At 68.1% G+C, this 16576-nt stretch carries 16 protein-coding genes; 11 read left to right on the top strand and 5 right to left on the bottom strand.

Translation table 11 applies throughout. The features are described from left to right. Window positions 1-344: 344 nt before the first annotated feature. A complete protein-coding gene (locus tag ACHMXA_RS04425) occupies window positions 345-887 on the bottom strand; it encodes a hypothetical protein (protein WP_395318807.1) in 543 nt (180 codons plus the stop codon). Window positions 888-1008: 121 nt separating this feature from the next. On the opposite strand from ACHMXA_RS04425, the gene ACHMXA_RS04420 reads away from it, so the two are divergent. Next, entirely contained in the window at window positions 1009-1989 is a 981-nt protein-coding gene (locus ACHMXA_RS04420) for a LysR family transcriptional regulator (protein ID WP_176665567.1), read from the top strand. Between the two features lie 31 nt (window positions 1990-2020). Here the strand turns inward: ACHMXA_RS04420 and ACHMXA_RS04415 are convergent, their stop codons facing one another. After that, complete coding sequence (locus tag ACHMXA_RS04415; RefSeq protein ID WP_176665566.1) at window positions 2021-2197, bottom strand: hypothetical protein; 177 nt, start codon at window positions 2195-2197, stop codon at window positions 2021-2023. A gap of 125 nt (window positions 2198-2322) precedes the next feature. Between ACHMXA_RS04415 and ACHMXA_RS04410 the strand changes: the two genes are divergently transcribed. Then, window positions 2323-3138: a metallophosphoesterase gene (locus tag ACHMXA_RS04410; protein ID WP_395318805.1), complete on the top strand. Its 816-nt coding sequence runs from the start codon at window positions 2323-2325 to the stop codon at window positions 3136-3138. A gap of 72 nt (window positions 3139-3210) precedes the next feature. After that, window positions 3211-4716: an amidase gene (locus ACHMXA_RS04405; protein WP_395318803.1), complete on the top strand. Its 1506-nt coding sequence runs from the start codon at window positions 3211-3213 to the stop codon at window positions 4714-4716. Window positions 4717-4750: 34 nt separating this feature from the next. Here ACHMXA_RS04405 and ACHMXA_RS04400 read toward each other — a convergent pair whose 3' ends face one another. Next, window positions 4751-5488 (bottom strand): GntR family transcriptional regulator, encoded by a 738-nt coding sequence (locus ACHMXA_RS04400; protein ID WP_176665564.1) that lies wholly within the window; start codon window positions 5486-5488, stop codon window positions 4751-4753. Between the two features lie 262 nt (window positions 5489-5750). Here ACHMXA_RS04400 and ACHMXA_RS04395 point away from each other — a divergent pair, with 262 nt between their 5' ends. The 8 genes from ACHMXA_RS04395 to ACHMXA_RS04360 all read left to right on the top strand — a co-directional run bounded on the left by ACHMXA_RS04395 (window position 5751) and on the right by ACHMXA_RS04360 (window position 13665). After that, window positions 5751-7088: a Rieske 2Fe-2S domain-containing protein gene (locus tag ACHMXA_RS04395; protein WP_395318800.1), complete on the top strand. Its 1338-nt coding sequence runs from the start codon at window positions 5751-5753 to the stop codon at window positions 7086-7088. Between the two features lie 25 nt (window positions 7089-7113). Next, on the top strand, window positions 7114-8562 hold the full coding sequence (locus ACHMXA_RS04390; RefSeq protein ID WP_395318798.1) for a glutamine synthetase family protein: 1449 nt from the start codon (window positions 7114-7116) through the stop codon (window positions 8560-8562). A gap of 117 nt (window positions 8563-8679) precedes the next feature. Next, window positions 8680-9003, top strand: coding sequence for a 2Fe-2S iron-sulfur cluster-binding protein (locus tag ACHMXA_RS04385; RefSeq protein ID WP_395318796.1), 324 nt, complete (start codon window positions 8680-8682; stop codon window positions 9001-9003). Between the two features lie 98 nt (window positions 9004-9101). Then, window positions 9102-10301 (top strand): ABC transporter substrate-binding protein, encoded by a 1200-nt coding sequence (locus tag ACHMXA_RS04380; RefSeq protein WP_395318794.1) that lies wholly within the window; start codon window positions 9102-9104, stop codon window positions 10299-10301. Between the two features lie 56 nt (window positions 10302-10357). Beyond that, entirely contained in the window at window positions 10358-11218 is an 861-nt protein-coding gene (locus tag ACHMXA_RS04375) for a branched-chain amino acid ABC transporter permease (RefSeq protein ID WP_395318792.1), read from the top strand. After that, a complete protein-coding gene (locus ACHMXA_RS04370) occupies window positions 11215-12177 on the top strand; it encodes a branched-chain amino acid ABC transporter permease (RefSeq protein WP_395318790.1) in 963 nt (320 codons plus the stop codon). Before ACHMXA_RS04375 ends, ACHMXA_RS04370 begins: the two co-directional genes overlap by 4 nt. Next, window positions 12174-12956 carry an ABC transporter ATP-binding protein gene (locus ACHMXA_RS04365; protein WP_395318788.1) on the top strand — a complete coding sequence of 261 codons (783 nt, stop codon included), beginning with the start codon at window positions 12174-12176 and terminating at the stop codon, window positions 12954-12956. Before ACHMXA_RS04370 ends, ACHMXA_RS04365 begins: the two co-directional genes overlap by 4 nt. Continuing rightward, window positions 12949-13665 (top strand): ABC transporter ATP-binding protein, encoded by a 717-nt coding sequence (locus ACHMXA_RS04360; RefSeq protein ID WP_395318786.1) that lies wholly within the window; start codon window positions 12949-12951, stop codon window positions 13663-13665. Before ACHMXA_RS04365 ends, ACHMXA_RS04360 begins: the two co-directional genes overlap by 8 nt. A 6-nt stretch (window positions 13666-13671) precedes the next feature. Here ACHMXA_RS04360 and ACHMXA_RS04355 read toward each other — a convergent pair whose 3' ends face one another. Continuing rightward, window positions 13672-14832: an ABC transporter substrate-binding protein gene (locus tag ACHMXA_RS04355; protein ID WP_176665555.1), complete on the bottom strand. Its 1161-nt coding sequence runs from the start codon at window positions 14830-14832 to the stop codon at window positions 13672-13674. A 157-nt stretch (window positions 14833-14989) separates the two neighbouring features. Further along, on the bottom strand, window positions 14990-16567 hold the full coding sequence (locus tag ACHMXA_RS04350; RefSeq protein WP_395318784.1) for a phospholipase D family protein: 1578 nt from the start codon (window positions 16565-16567) through the stop codon (window positions 14990-14992). Window positions 16568-16576 lie beyond the last annotated feature (9 nt).

Below are 16576 nucleotides of genomic sequence, written 5' to 3'. Positions count from 1 at the left end.
ACCAAACTATTTTGGCTTTTCACATCCGCCAACTTCTTTCGCAACCCGCAACTTTCATCGCAAGTCGCTGAAGCAGTTCGTTTCAGCGAAGCCTCCGATTATGCACTGTTTTTTCAAACGGCGTCAACTTTCGAAGACTTTTTCTTCACCCCATCCAACCAGTCCCGAAGAGCCCGTCAGACCCGAACACCACAGGCATTCAGCAGCGAAGCCCACGAGTATATGACAGATTTTGAGGCTTCGTCCACTCTCGCAGACTTTTTTGCGCAGAGGCTCTGCGCCTCCCCTCATAAATGAAGAAAGCCGCCCGAAGGCGGCTTTCTTCATTAGCGGATCGCTGTTGCTCAGTAGTAGCGCGAGCTGTTCATGCGACGCATTGCTTCGTACAGCGTGGGCATGCGCACTTCCTGCGAACGGGCGCTCATGCGGGCCAGCGCGTCGATCTTGGCTGCCTCGGCGGCCGGGACCGTGCCTTCCGGTTGCTGGCGCCACATCGCAGCCTGCAGGTCCTGCATCACGCGCGGGTCGTTCTTGGCGGTATCCAGGAAGCGGGCATCGGCACGGGCAGCAGCGCGACGCTGTGCAGCAGCGCGCCATGCGGTGCCGATGGCACCCTGGCTGATCGAGCCTGCGAACACCGCGAACAGGCCGATGGCCGCGACACAGAACACGGTCCAGACAGCCAGGAGGCCGCCGTCGTTCCAGTTGGAAACGAGCGACTCGGTCACCACCAGCACGGCCGCCGCGACGGCGACGATCAGCAGGGCGATGAGTGGGCGGGCGCCGTTGGCACCAGCGCGAGCGGCCTGGATCTGGCCGAACAGGACTTCGGCGCGACGGACGCCGGGGTGGACGGTAGGTTGGTCAACGTGAACGAAGCTGGTCATGATGCATCCCTCCTGGGACATTGGTAATCAGTGGTGGCGAACAAGGCCGATGAGGTGATATTAGGGATTACCCCAGTGTTTATCCACTTTATCTTTCTGATGTTTATCATTCACAAGACTGATGGATGTCAACTTTCGCACGCTCGACCTCAACCTGCTCCGCGTCTTCGACGAGGTGATGGCGGAGCGCAACCTCACGCGCGCCGCCCGCAACCTGTCGATCACGCAGCCGGCCGTGAGCAACGCGTTGCGGCGCCTGCGGGAGGTTCTCGGGGATGAACTGGTGCGCCGCTCGGGCGCCGGCGTGGAACCCACGCCGCGAGCGCTCGCTCTCTGGCCGACCGTGCGGGACGCCCTGCGCCAGCTGCAGCACACGCTGGCCCCCGGCGAATTCGATGCCGGCACGGCCGACACCACGTTCCTGTTGGCGATGGCCGATGCCACCGCGGCCGAGCTCATCCCGGGCCTGGTCCAGATTGCCGAGAAGGAAGCGCCGGCCATTTCCCTGCGCGTGCTGCCGCTGACCACGCGCGATCCGCGCCGCATGCTGGAACAGGAAGAGGTCGACATGGCGGTCGGCTACTTCCCGGCGGTGATCGCGAGCCTCGCGGCGCGGGGGCAGTCGGGGGTGGGGGTGCCGTTCGAGACCCAGCGGCTTTACCTGGGTCAATATGTATGCGTGATGCGGCGGGGCCATCCGCTGGCCGATGCACCTCTCACGTTGGACGACTACTGTGCCGCCCGCCACCTGCTGGTGAGCTTCTCGGGGCGGCCCTATGGATTCATCGACCAGACGCTGGGCGCCATGGGGCGCGAGCGGCGCATCGTGGTGACGGTGAACCAGTTCTTCACCGCCGGCCGGGTGGTCGCCAATTCAGACCTGCTGACCGTGCTGCCCCGTCACTTCGTGACCGTGACCGGCATCGACGACCAGCTGGTGCTGCGCGACCTGCCCTTCGACCAGCCCCCGGTGCACGTCGACGCCATCTGGCACCGGCGCGCCCAGCACGGGCACTCGCACGAGTGGCTGCGCAATGCGCTGTTGCGCTCGGCAGCCGCGGCTTTCGCCGGGTCGGTCCTCGGGCAGAAGGTGCCCGGCTGACCTCTTTGTCTGCTACTTATATATATAGGGATCAGCGGACGACGCTGAGCCAGGCGCTGGCTGCGGCGCGCAGTTCCTGGGCGTGATGGGCGCCGCGGCCGGCGCGCATGTCGGCGCTTTCCATCAGTGCGGCGGCATGGCTGGCCGGGGCATTGACGTTGGAAGAGCGAAAGAAGAATCGGGCCACTTGGGCGATGAGGCTGAACATGATGGTGCGCTGCTCGTGGCGGCGCTGGAGTGGTTGATGCTTCAAGAATAAGGGTTAACCCTAGCGAATCAACCCGGACCTTATGCGCGTCGTGCATGGGGCAATTCACCTAGACTGGCCCGACGATGAAGCTGCAACTGCTGTCCGACCTGCACCTGGAGTCCCATCCCCGCTTCCGTGCCGAGCCGCTGCCGGGCGCGGACCTGCTGATACTTGCGGGCGACATCGGCTCCTACCAGCAGGGTTCCCGCCTGACCGACACGGATTTCGGCCTGGGCCGCTTCTCGCCCCGCAATGGCTGGCCGGTGCCGGTGATCTACGTGCCGGGCAACCACGAGTACGACAGCCTCGACTTCGACGAGACCCACCAGCGCCTGCGCGCGCTCTGCGACGAGCTCGACATCATCTGGCTGGAGCGCGAAACCAGGGTAATAGAAGGCGTCCGCTTCGTCGGCACCACGCTCTGGGCCGATTTCGACGCGCTGGCCGAACCGACCGACAGCCTGGCCGAGGGGCTGAAGAAACGCGGCAAGGCAATGCGCGCGGCCGATTTCTATCTTGAAAAAGCGGCCACCATGCGTAACGGCGAGCTTTTCCTCGCCGCACAGCTGCGCGACCAGGCGCTGGCCTGCCAGGCCTGGCTCACGCAGGCTCTGGCCGAGCCTTTCGACGGCACCACGGTGGCCATCACCCACTTCGCGCCCAGCCTGGAAAGCGCCGATCCGCGCTACGGATTGACACCGGGCACCGCCGGTTTCTGCAATGCGCTGGACGAGTTGCTGCCGCAGGCAAGGCTGTGGCTGCACGGCCACCTGCATTGCCCGTCCGACTACGTCAAGAACGGCTGCCGCGTGGTCGCCAACCCGCTGGGCTACGCCCGCAACGGCGAACAGGAAGGCTACAGGCCCCAGTTGCTGGTCGAGGTGCCCGGCACCTCGTAACGGCCGGCAACGTCTTGGCCGCAGTCGCTGTGTAGACTGGCCCGATTCCATCTGATCGATGGGGAGCGCGCCATGACGCAGCAGCGGACACAACAACGACGCAAATTCCTGCAGCAGACCGCCGGCGCAGCCGCGGCCACGGGCCTGCTCTCCCTATGGCCGAAGGCCTTCGCCCAGGGACCGGCCGAGCCGCCACCCGGCAGGGCCATGGGCCTGCTGTCGATGTCAGAGATGTCGCGCCGCCTCGCCGCGGGCAGCCTCAGCAGCAGCCAGCTGGTGGAAGAAGCGCTGGCCGCCATCCAGAACCCCGCCGGCGAAGGCGCGCGCACCTTCATCCGTGTGCATGCCGATTCGGCCCGCGCCACCGCGGCCCGGCTCGACGCCGAGCGCAGGAGCGGCCGCCCGCCCGCCTCGCCGATCGCCGGCATCCCGATCTCGCTGAAGGACCTCTTCGACGAAGCCGGCGTCACCACGCTCGGCGGCTCGATGGTGCTGGCCGGCCAGCCGCCCGCGGCGCGCGACGCCCTCGTGGTCGAGCGGCTGCGGCGCGCCGGCGCGATCATCATCGGCCGCAGCAACACGGTCGAGTTCGCCTACACCGGGCTGGGCATCAACCCGCACTACGGCACGCCGAAGAACGTCTACGACCGCGCGACCGGCCGCATTCCCGGCGGCTCGACCTCGGGCGGCGCGATCTCGGTGGCCGACGGCATGGCGGCCGGCGCCATCGGCACCGACACCGGCGGCTCGCTGCGCATCCCGGCCGCGCTCAACGGGCTGGTGGGCTTCAAGCCGACGCAGCGGCGCATTCCGCTCGAGGGGGTGATGCCGCTGTCCACCTCCTTCGACTCGGCCGGGCCGATGGCCTGGACGGTGGAAGACTGCGCGCTGCTCGACGCCGTGCTGGCCGCTGAGCTGCAGCGGCCGCTGCGCGTGCTGCCGATGCGCGGCCTGCGCTTCGCGGTGCCCAAGACCTTCTTCCAGGACGAGCTGTCGCCGCCCGTGGCCGCGGCATACGCGTCGGCGCTGGCCAAGTTGTCGGCCGCGGGCGCCACGGTCACCGAGCTGCCGATGACGGAGTTTTCGAAGGCGTCGGCCATCAACCCGCGCGGCATGATCACCGCCGCCGAGGCCTTCACCTGGCACCGGGAGATCATCAAGACCGGCGCGGCCAGGTACGACCCGCGCGTGCTGGCCCGCATCAGGACCGGCGAGACCATCACCGCGCCCGACTACCTGCAGCTGCAGGCGCTGCGCCGGCAGTTCATCCGCTCGATCAACACGGCCGCCATCGGCTACGACGCGATGCTGATGCCCACCACGCCCGACATCGCCCCGCCGATCGCCGAGGTGCTGAAGGACGACGACACCTACTACCGCATCAACGCCCGCATGCTGCGCAACCCCTCGGTGGTGAACCTGTTCGACGGCTGCGCGCTCTCGGTGCCCTGCCATGACGCGGGCACGGCGCCCGTGGGGCTGATGCTGGCCAGCATCGGCAACACCGATCACCGCCTGCTGGCGGTCGGCGCGGCGGTGGAGGCGGTGGTGGCTCCGCGGCGCGCGCTCAGCAGCTGAGCGCCGCGCCCCGAGCCCCCGGCACCCCCGGGGCTCAGGCGCCGCCGCGCCCCTTGGACACCAGCTTGATGCCCGGCATCAGCTCGGCTGCGAGTTCGGGCCGCTCCAGCGCGTAGTCGAGGTTCATGCGCGCGATCTCGACGTGCTCCTCGCCCAGCGCCTGCGCGCGCGAGCCCTGGCCGCGCTCGATGGCCTGCACCATCGCATGGTGCGTGCGGTGCGCCTGGCGCATCCACTGCTGGCCCTCTTCCATCGACGACTGCATGGGCAGCATCGCGCTCGGGGCGGCGAAGGGCTGGCCGCCGAGCATGTCCATCACCCGCTTAAGCGCGAGGTTGCCGCAGCCTTCGATGATCAGCTTGTGGAAGCGGTCGTTCATCTCGACGTAGGCGGCGTAGTCGTCCAGCTCCATGCTGGGCTTGTTGACGGCGCGGTCGCCGTCTTCCAGGCAGTCCTTGAGGTCGCGCAGAAGCTGGCGCGAGGCGCCGTCCTCGGCCAGCAGGCGCGCGGCGAAGCCTTCGATCACGCCGCGCACGCGGATGGCGTCGGCCACCTCCTGCGAGGTGAAGCGGCGCATCTGGTAGCCGCCGCTGGGCGACTGCTCGATCAGCCCTTCGTGCTCCAGGCTGGCCAGCGCCAGCCGCACCGGGGTGCGCGAAGCCTCGAGCTTCTCGGCCAGCGGGATCTCGGCCAGCCGCTCTCCGGGCACGAATTCGCCCTTGAGGATCATGTCGCGCAGTTGCACGAGCACGCGGGATTGTTGGGAGTCCATGGCCGAATTCTAGGAGACGGGCCCGGCATTGCACACAGCGTATTTACTCTGGCTCAGTTGTTGCATGCATTGCTTCACAACAAGTGTCAAAAACCGACGATACGCTCAGCGTTTACCCTGATTTTGGCCTTTACCGACCCCAGATTGGGGCGATTTGGCAGATGAAAGTTTGACCGGGATTGAGGATCACCAAGACAATGCATACAGTTGCATGCAATGGCTGCAAGCCTCTTTCCACAGTCCCCACGATGGAGCCCGCACGATGATCAGCGCAGAGCAGAATGATTTCATCACCCGCGTCGGACCCGGCGCCCCTGCCGGCAAGCTGCTGCGCCGCTACTGGCAGCCGGTGGCCCTGGCCGACGAACTGGCGGGCCCGCGCCCGGTCAAGCCCATGAAGCTCATGGGGCAGGACTTCGTCCTGTTCCGCGACGAGAGCGGCCAGCTCGGCATGCTCGACCGCGACTGCCCGCACCGCGGCGCCGACCTCGCCTTCGGCCGGCTCGAGAACGGCGGCCTGCGCTGCGCCTTCCACGGCTGGCTGTTCGACGCCAAGGGCAACTGCCTCGAGACCCCGGCCGAGCCCGCCACCAGCAAGCTGTGCACGCGCATCAAGCAGTCGGCCTATCCGGTGGTCGAGAAGAGCGGCGTGGTCTTCGCCTACATCGGCGAGGGCGAGCCCCCGGCCTTCCCCGAGTTCGACTGCTTCGTCGCGCCCGACAGCCACACCTTTGCGTTCAAGGGCCTGTTCGAGTGCAACTGGCTGCAGGCGCTCGAGGTGGGCATCGACCCGGCGCATGCCTCGTACCTGCACCGCTTCTTCGAGGACGAGGACACCTCCGGGAGCTACGGCAAGCAGTTCCGCGGCGCCTCGGCCGACTCCGACATGCCCATCACCAAGGTGCTGCGCGAGTACGACCGGCCCGACATCAGCGTCGAGCCCACCGACTACGGCTTCCGCCTGAAGGCGCTACGCAAGCTGTCGGAAGACACCACCCACGTGCGCGTGACCAACCTGGTGTTCCCGCAGGCCTTCGTGATCCCGATGAGCTCCGAGATGACCATCTCGCAGTGGCACGTGCCGGTGGACGACACGCACTGCTACTGGTACGCCATCTTCACCAGCTTCACCGGCCCGGTCGACAAGCAGCAGATGCGCGAGCAGCGCCTGAAGCTCTACGAGCTGCCCGACTACACCTCGCGCAAGAACAAGCGCAACAACTACGGCTACAGCATCGAGGAACAGCTCACCGAGACCTACACCGGCATGGGCGACGACATCAACGTGCACGACCAGTGGGCGGTGGAATCGCAGGGCGCCATTCAAGACCGCACGCGCGAGCACCTGGGCAGCACCGACAAGGGGATCATTGCCTACCGCCGCGTGCTGGTGAAGGCGATCGAGGCCACGCTGGCCGGCGAAGGCGCGCCGATGGTCATCGACGCCGCGCAGGCCAGCGCCATGACCGGGCCGCCCTCCATCGACGGCATCGGCCGCAACGTCGCCGACGAGGCCGCCACCGAGGCCTACTGGCAGGACGCCGACCGCGCGCGGCGCCTGAAGTCGGACTGGGCCTCCGCGCGCCTCGCCGCTGCCTGACCCCAGCTCACAGGACACACACGCCATGACGAGCCACACATTCGTCGACCGCTTCGGCCTCTGGGGCGAAGACCAGCACGCGCAGGCCAAGGAGCTGGTGCGCCGCATCGACGGCGGCGAGGTCGACCTCGTCCGCTTCGCCTGGCCCGACCAGCACGGCATCCTGCGCGGCAAGACGCTGGTCGCCGCAGAGGCGCGCTCGGCCCTCTGGGAGGGCGTCAACCTCACCTCGACCCTGCTGGCCAAGGACACCTCGCACAAGACCGTGTTCCCGGTGTTCACCCAGGGCGGCGGCTTCGCGGTCGAGGGCCTGCAGGGCGGTGCCGACTTCACCATCGTCGCCGACCCCGCCACCTTCAAGGTGCTGCCGTGGTCGCCGCGCACCGGCTGGGTGATGTGCGACGCCTACATGGCCGACGGCAAGCCCTGCCCCTTCGCCACGCGGCAGATCCTGCAGCGCGCGGTGCGCCAGCTCGATGAGCTGGGGCTGGACTTCATCGCCGGCCTCGAAGTGGAGTTCCACGTCTTCCGGCTCGACGACCCTCGCATGGGCCTGGCCGATTCGGGCAAGCCGGGCGAGCCGCCGCGCGTGTCGCTGCTCTCGCACGGCCACCAGTACCTCACCGAGCTGCGCTACGACCGCGTCGACGGGCTGATGGAGCTGCTGCGCTCGCAGCTCATGGCGCTGGGCCTGCCGCTGCGCTCGCTCGAGATCGAATTCGGCCCCAGCCAGTTCGAGCTGACCTTCGGCCCCACGGCCGGCGTCATGCCCGCCGACACCATGGTGCTGCTGCGCAGCGCCATCAAGCAGGTCTGCCAGCGCAACGGGCTGCACGCCACCTTCATGTGCCGGCCGAAGATCCCGAACGTGATGTCCAGCGGCTGGCACCTGCACCAGTCGCTGCGCCGCAGGAGCGACGGCGTCAACGCCTTCATGCCGGAAGCCGCGGGCGGCCAGCCGCTGAGCGAGACCGGCATGCACTACCTCGGCGGACTCAAGGCGCACGCCTGCGGCGCCGCGGCGCTGGCGAGCCCCACCATCAACGGCTACCGGCGCTACCGCCCCTTCTCGCTCGCGCCCGACCGCGCGATCTGGGCCAAGGACAACCGCGGCGCGATGCTGCGCGTGCTCGGCGGCCCGGGCCAGTCGGCCACGCGCATCGAGAACCGCGTGGGCGAACCGACGGCCAATCCGTACCTGTACCTGGCGTCGCAGCTGTTCTCGGGCCTGGACGGCATCCGCAACCGGATCGACCCCGGCCCCTCGGCAGACGCGCCCTACGAAACGCCGGCCGAGCAGCTGCCCCGCTCGCTGGGCGACGCCCTCGCCTGCCTGCGCCGCGACGAGATGCTCAACGCGCAGATGGGCAAGACCTTCGTCGACTACCTCTGCCACATCAAGGAAGCGGAGATCGCCCGCTTCAACCTCGAAGTCAGCGAGTGGGAACACCGCGAGTACTTCGACATGTTCTAGAGCCATGAGCCCCCCGGCTTTTCACTCCGCTTCGCTGCGTGTAACTCCACCCCCCGAGGGGGAGGCGCGGCCCGCCTTGGGGCGGCCCGGCGGCGGCCGCCATTTCCATTGAAACCCATGCCCACGATTCACTACATCCTCAAGGACGGCACCACGCGCGAGGTCGACGCCAAGGTCGGCGCCAGCGTGATGGAGACCGCCATCCGCGGCAACGTGCGCGGCATCGACGCCGAGTGCGGCGGATGCTGCTCCTGCGCCACCTGCCACGTCTACGTGGACGACGCCTTCATCGACCTGCTGCCGCCGCCCGACGATATGGAGAGCGCGCTGCTCGATGCCGTGGCGTCCGAGCGCCGGGCCGGCTCGCGGCTGAGCTGCCAGCTCGGCATCACGGCGGCCTTCGATGGCCTCACGGTGCGCGTGCCCGATACGCAGGTCTGACGCCTGGCTCGGGCATCATCGCGCGCTTCGCTTGCACCCGGTTACACGAAAGCAGCGCCCCTGCGGGCGCATCCACTCCACCTGAAAGGTCCTTTTCCATGACGATGACCAAGAGAACCCTCCTCTCGACCCTGCTGCTGGCCGGCCTCGGCCTCGCGGGCGCCACGGCGCATGCGGCCGACGAGCCGCTGCGCATCGGCCTCATCGCCACCTACTCGGGCCCGTACGCCGACTACGGCCGCCAGTTCGACGCCGGCATCGCGCTCTACCTGAAGGAGCACGGCGGCAAGGTGGGCGGCCGCACGGTCGAGATCATCAAGAAGGACACCGCCGGCCCCGCGCCCGACGCCGCCAAGCGCATCGCGCAGGAGCTCATCGTGCGCGACAAGGTGAACGTGCTCACCGGCCTGGACTTCAGCCCCAACGCGTATGCCGTGGGCGCCATCGCCACGCAGGCGAAGATCCCGACCATCGTGATGAACGCGGCTTCCTCGGCCATCACCACCAGCTCGCCCTACGTGGCGCGCCTGTCGTTCACCGTGCAGCAGGTCACCGACCCGATGGCGCGCTACATGCTCAAGGAAGGCATCAAGGACGCCTACACCGTGGTCGCCGACTACGCCTCGGGCGTCGACGCGGAAACCGCCTTCAAGAAGACCTTCACCGCCGGCGGCGGCAAGGTCTCGGGCGAGGTGCGCACGCCGATGAACAACCCCGACTTCTCGGCCTACGTGCAGCGCATCAAGGACGCCAAGCCCCAGGCCGTGTTCTTCTTCTTCCCCTCGGGCGTGATGCCGCCGGCCTTCCTGAAGGTGTGGAAGGAGCGCGGCATGGAGCAGGCCGGCATCAAGCTCTACGCCACGGGCGAAGCCACCGACGACAGCTACCTCGACGCCACCGGCGACGTGGCGCTGGGCCTGGTCACCAGCCACCACTACTCCTTCGCGCACCCCTCGCCGAAGAACCAGAAGTTCGTGAAGGACTTCGCCGCCGACAACGGCACCAAGCTGCGCCCGAGCTACTTCGCCGTGACCGCCTACGACGCCATGGCCGCCATCGACCTCGCGCTGGCCAAGACCAAGGGCGACACCGCCGGCGACAAGTTCATGGACGCGCTCAAGGGCCTGAGCTTCGAAAGCCCGCGCGGCCCGATCGAGATCGACCCGGTCACGCGCGACATCGTGCAGACCGTCTACATCCGCAAGACCGAGCGCGTGAACGGCCAGCTGGTGAACGTGGAGTTCGACAAATTCGAGCGCGTGAAGGACCCGGCGAAGGAAGGCGCGGCCGCCAAGTAGGCGCTGCAGCCCGATCGTTCAGTCAATCAGCCAGCGAGTCAGCCAGCAGGAAATTCATGGGCATCGTGATCTTCGACGGAGTGGCCTACGGCATGCTCCTCTTCCTCATCGGCGTGGGCCTGTCCATCACGATGGGGCTCATGAATTTCGTCAACCTCGCGCACGGCAGCTTCGCGATGGTGGGCGGCTATGCCGCGAGCGTGCTGATGAGCCGGTTCGGCGTGGGCTTCGGCCTCTCGCTCGCCGCCGCCTTCGTGGCGGCGGCCGTGCTGGGCGCGGTGCTGGAGTTCGTGTTCTACCGGCGCCTCTACCGCGCACATCCGCTGGACCAGGTGCTGCTGTCGATCGGCGTGGTGTTCGTGTCGATCGCGGCCTTCACCTACTTCTTCGGCCCGACGATGCAGCCCTTCACGCTGCCGCCGGCGCTCGACGGGCAGGTGTCGCTGGCGGGCCTGGAGGTGGGCCGCTACCGGCTCTTCCTGATCGTCTGCGGCGTGCTGGTACTGGCCGCGCTGCTGCTGGGCCTGGGCAAGACGCGCTACGGCGCGATGGTTCGCGCGGCGGTCGACAACCAACGCGTGGCCGGCGGCACCGGCATCCACGTGCAGCGGCTCTTCTTCCTGACCTTCTCGCTGGGCTGCGGCCTCGCCGGCCTGGGCGGCGCGCTGAGCCTGGGGATGCTGGGGCTGGAGCCGTCGTTCCCGCTGAAGTACCTCGTCTACTTCCTGATGGTGGTCTGCGTGGGCGGCGCGGGCACCGTCACGGGGCCCTTCGTTGCGGCGCTGCTGGTCGGCATCGTCGACGTGGCGGGCAAGTACTACCTGCCCGAGGCCGGCGCATTCCTCATCTACGTCTTCATGATCGTCATGCTGCTGGTGCGGCCGAACGGCATCGTCGCGAAGAAGGGGCTCGCATGAAAGCCCTGAACCTTTCCCCCGCGCAGCTGCGCATCGCCGAAGCGGCCTTCTGGCTCGCGCTGGCGTCGAGCTTCTTCCTGCTGCCCGACAAGCTCACGCTGATGAGCCAAGTGCTGATCTTCGGCCTGTTCGCGGTGTCGCTCGACATGGCGCTGGGCTACGCGGGCATCCTCACCGTGGGCCACGCGGCCTTCTTCGGCGCCGGCGCCTATGCGGCCGGCCTGCTGGCCAAGTACGGCTGGAGCGAGCCCTTCAGCGGCCTCGTCTTCGCGCTCGCGGTGTGCGGCGCGCTGGGCTATGCGCTGAGCCACCTGGTGGTGCGCGGCGCCGACCTCACGCGGCTGATGATCACCATCGGCGTGTGCGTGCTGCTCTACGAGCTGGCCAACCGGCTCTCGGGCATCACCGGCGGCACCGACGGGCTGCAGGGCGTGGTCATCGCGCCGGTGCTCGGCTTCTTCGAATTCGACCTCTACGGCAAGACGGCGTTCGGCTACGCCTTCGGCGTGGTGCTCGCAATGTTCCTGCTGGTGCGGCTGGTGCTGAGCTCGCCCTTCGGGCTGGCGCTGCGCGGCATCCACGACAGCCGCAAGCGCATGACGGCCATCGGCTCGCCGGTGGAGGCGCGGCTGCGCATGGCCTATGCCTTCTCGGCGGCGGTGGCGGGCGTGGCGGGCGCGCTGCTGGCGCAGACCACGCAGTTCGTCGGCATCGAGTCGATCGGCTTCAACCGCTCGGCAGAAGTGCTCATCATCCTGGTGCTCGGAGGCACGGGGCGGCTCTATGGCGGGATGATCGGCGCCATCGTCTACATGCTGGTGCACGACTGGTTCGCCGACATGAACCCGCAGTACTGGATGTTCTGGCTGGGCATCTTCCTGATCGCGGCCGTCATGCTGGGGCGCGGCGGCATCATGGGTGCGCTCTCGCGCCTCGTTCGCACGGGGAAGGCGCGATGACGAACACCACGCACAGCCTGCGCACGCAAAACCTCGGCGTGCGCTTCGGCGCCTTCCAGGCCGTGGCCGAGGTCAACCTCTCGCTCGAACCCGGCGCGCGGCAGGCGCTGATCGGCCCCAACGGCGCCGGCAAGACGACGCTCATCAACCTGCTGACCGGCGTGCTCAAGCCCACCAGCGGCAGCATCCACATGGGCGCGACCGAGATCACGCGCCTTTCCGGCAACAAACGCGCGCGCATGGGACTGGCGCGCACCTTCCAGATCAACACGCTCTTTCCCAGCCTCACGCCGCTGCTGTCGGTGGTGCTGGCGATCAGCGAGCGCGAAGGGCTGGGCGCAACCTGGTGGCGGCCGCTGAAAGGCTGCACCGCGGTGTTCGACGAGGCGCATGCGCTGCTTCGCACGCTGAAGCTCGACGGCCTCGCCGACGTGCCCGTGTCCGAGCTGGCCTACGGCAAGCAGCGGCTGCTCGAGATCGCGCTCGCGCTCGCGGCCAAGCCCCGCATCCTGCTGCTCGACGAACCCGCCGCCGGCGTGCCGGAGGACGAGAGCGGCGAGCTGTTCGAGGCCATCGCGGCGCTGCCCGCGGACATCAGCGTGCTCTTCATCGAGCACGACATGAAGCTGGTCTTCCGCTTCGCCCGCCGCATCTCGGTGCTGGTGGGCGGACGCATCCTCACCGAGGGCACGCCTTCGGACATCGGCGCCGACCCGCGCGTGCGCGAGGTCTACCTGGGCAGCTCGCACCTCCATCACCACCCACACCCCCATGCCTGAAGCACTCGCCTTCGACAACGTCACCGCCGGCTACGGCAACGCCGTGGTGCTCGACCGGCTCAACTTCTCCCTGCAGCAAGGCGAGAGCCTCGCCATCCTCGGGCGCAACGGCGTGGGCAAGACCACGCTGCTCGAGACGCTGATGGGCAACACCCGCGTGATGCAGGGCGCGATCCGCTGGCAGGGCACGGACATCGTGCGCTGGCCCTCGCACCAGCGCGTGCGCGCGGGGCTGGGCTGGGTGCCGCAGGAGCGCGAGGTGTTTCCCTCGCTCACCGTCGAGGAGAACCTCACGGTGATCTCCCGGCTCGGCGGCTGGAACCTGAAGCGCGTCTACGACTTCTTCCCGCGCCTGCGCGAGCGTCGCGGCAACTACGGCAACCAGCTCTCGGGCGGCGAGCAGCAGATGCTCGCCATCGGCCGCGCGCTCATGACCAACCCGAAGCTGCTGCTGCTCGACGAGCCGATGGAAGGGCTCGCGCCGATCATCGTGGAAGAGCTGGCGGCGGCGATCCGCCGGCTGTGCGAATCCGAAGGGCTCGCCTCCGTCGTGGTCGAGCAGCATCCGGTGCTCGCGCTGGAGATGACGCACAAGGCCATCGTGCTGGAGCGCGGCACCGTGGTGCACGCGGGGCCTAGCGCGGAGCTGGCGGCCGACCGGAATCTGCTGGAAGGCCTGCTCGGAGTGGGAATCGCCGAGGAAGCCTGAAGGCGGTCAGCTCAGCATCTGTCCGCGGCTGCCGATGACGGCCACGTCCACGAACTGGCCGCCTTCGCGGTTGGTGCGGCCGTAGTTGATCTTCACGCCGCCCAGGTCGAAATTCTCGATGCTCGCGAGCCCCGACATCACCGAGGCACGCGTGAGCGAGCCACCCGCGCGGCGCATGCCTTCGGCCAGCACGGCCGCGTTCAGGTAGCCCTCCAGGCTGGTGAGCGAGAAATCCTTGGTGCCGTTGGCCACCATGTCGGCCTGGTAGCGGCGCACGATCTCGAACTTGGTCGAGTACGGCGAGGGCACCACGATCACGAAGCCCAGGCCCTTGGCCAGGTCGCCCATGGCCGACAGCGCGCTGGCCGTGATCGACAGGCCGTAGGCCGAGCTGCTGTTGCCCGCCTCGCGCAGCGCCTTCAGGAACACCGGCGCCGTTCCGGCCAGCCCGACCACCACCACCTGCGGCTTGGCCTTGGCGATGGCTTCGGCCGCGGGGCCCACTTCCATGCTGGTGGTGTTGGGCGTGGTCGCGATCACCGTCGGCTCCAGCTTGGCCTTGGCCAGCGCGTTCTTGAAGGCGGCCAGCACCGACTGCCCCAGCGGATCGTTCGAATGCACCAGGCCGATGCGGCTCTGGCCCAGCACGGCGGCGGTGCTCACCAGCTTCTCGACCTCCTGGTCGTAGTTGGCGCGCACCCAGAAGGTGTTGGGCGCATTCTTCTTGCGCAGCGAGATGGTGCCGGTGATGGGCCCCACCACGGCCATGCCGGGCACCGCGTCCATCACCTCGGCCGTCTGGCGCGTGCCCAGGGGGTGCACCAGCGCGAGCACGGAGCTGTCCTTCTCGAAGGCCAGCGCGTTGGCCTTGGCCACTTCGGGCTTGAAGGTGTCGTCGGCCATCACGAGCTCGACCTTGGTGCCGTTGATGCCGCCCGCCTTGTTCAGCGCGTTGAAGAAGGCGCTGGAGCCCTGGTAGAGGCCCTGCCCGTTCGCCTTCTCGACGCTGCTGTTGTCGAAGGTCGTTCCCACGCGCACCGGCCGGTTCTGCGCGAGCGCCGGAAAGCCGAGCCCGGCGGCTGCGGTGGCGGCGGCCAGGCCGGTCAGCGCACGCCGACGGCTGGTGGAAAGCGGCGCAATCGACTCGCGCGGCATGGGAACGGTCATGGTCGAAGTCTCCGGAAATGAATGCGTCTGTGACAAAAGTTCACACTCTTGCGAGGAATGTAACGCACCTTCCCGTTCGGAAGATGACCTGGGCGGCTACTTCTTGGGCGGCTTCGGCATGGCCGCCACATTCATGCCGGCTGGAGCATGCCGCCGGCTACAGGAGTTCTTCGCCCACGATGGGCAGCAGCAGCCAGTTCTTGAAGCGCAGCCAGAGGAACTCGCCCGGCTCGTCCTCGTGGACGATGTCGCCGCCGGCGTCGTCGTACTCCAGCCACTGCACGCGCCGGCCGTCGGGGCCCAGGCGCAGGCGGTAGCCGAGGTTCACGCGCTCGCCGCTCATGAGCCTGTCGTAGTCCTTCACCAGCTCGGGGCTGTCGATGACCAGCCCGATCTCGGTGTTGACCGCGGCGGAGCGGTGGTCGAGGTTCATCGAGCCGATGAAGAAGCGCTCGTCGTCGACGATCGCCAGCTTGGCGTGCAGCCGGCTGATCGACTTGCCGAAGTCGCCGAAGCGCCCCGATTTGCCGGTGAGCGTGGGCGCGATCTCGTAGATGGAGACGCCGATCTTCAGCATGTCGGCGCGGTAGCGCTCGTAGCCCGCATAGGCCAGCGGCTCGTCGGTGGCGCCCAGCGAGTTCGTCACCACCGTGATGCGGCCGCCGCGGTCGATGGCCTTCTTCATCATCGCCATGCCGCGCGCGCCCGGGATGAAATACGGCGAGCCGATCTTCACCTCGCGTTTGGCCGAATTGATGACGCTTAGCGCGCCCTCGGTCACGCTTCCCTCGTAGGCGGCTTCGGCCTTGCGCGTGATCTTCTCGGGGTCGTCCACGAACAGCGTCGACGGCGCCCAGTAGCGCTCCACGTTGCCCGCGATGAGCTGCTGCCCCACGGGCGACTTGTCGAGCACGTCGCGCTGGTGCATGGCCACGTCGGGCACCGCCGTGCGCGCGATCTCGTCGAAGCGCTTCTGCGCCTGCTCCACGGGCATGCGCAGCGGCGCGATCTGCTCGATGGGGCGCACGTGCTCGCTGTTCCAGTAGCGGTCGAAGCCCTCGGACATCTGGCGCACCACCGGGCCGCTGGAGAGCACGTCCATGTCGATGAAGTTCGCCGCCGTGCTGCGCATGAAGTATTCGTTGGCGATGTTGCGCCCGCCCGAGACCGCGAAGCTGTTGTCGGCCACCAGCAGCTTGTTGTGCATGCGGTGGTTGATGCGGCCGAAGTCGGTCAGCGAGAACAGCAGCCGCGTCGCCAGCGAATCGGCGCGCGAGGGCAGCGGGTTGAACAGCCGCACCTCGATGTTCGGGAACGCCGACAGCGTGCTGAACACCTCGTCCTCGCCGCCGGTGTAGAGGTCGTCCACCAGCAGCCGCACGCGCACGCCGCGCGCTGCTGCCTCGCGCAGCTCCTTGAGGAACAGCAGGCCGACGTCGTCCTTCTGGATCAGGTAGTACTGCACGTCGAGCGACTTCTCGGCGTGGCGCGCGAGCGAGATGCGCGCATCGAACGCGAAGGCCGCCTCCGGCAGCAGCCTGAAGCCCGAGAGCGATGTCGACCCGCCCGGGGTGCCCTTGGCCGCGAGCTGCCCGAGCTCGGTCTGCGACACATCGGTGAAGGCCGTGACCACCGGGCGCGGCTGCGGCGGCGGCAGGCTCGCGCAACCCGCCAGCCAGAGGGTGGCGGCGCTCAGGGCGAGAGCGGCGTATCGGCGGACGGTGGAGGCGCGCATGGGCCGAAC

The sequence above is a fragment of the Variovorax sp. UC74_104 genome (genome assembly GCF_044055375.1).
Lineage (GTDB): Bacteria > Pseudomonadota > Gammaproteobacteria > Burkholderiales > Burkholderiaceae_C > Variovorax.
Note: the sequence above shows the minus strand (reverse complement) of the source record. Positions and strands in the feature narration are given on the sequence as shown.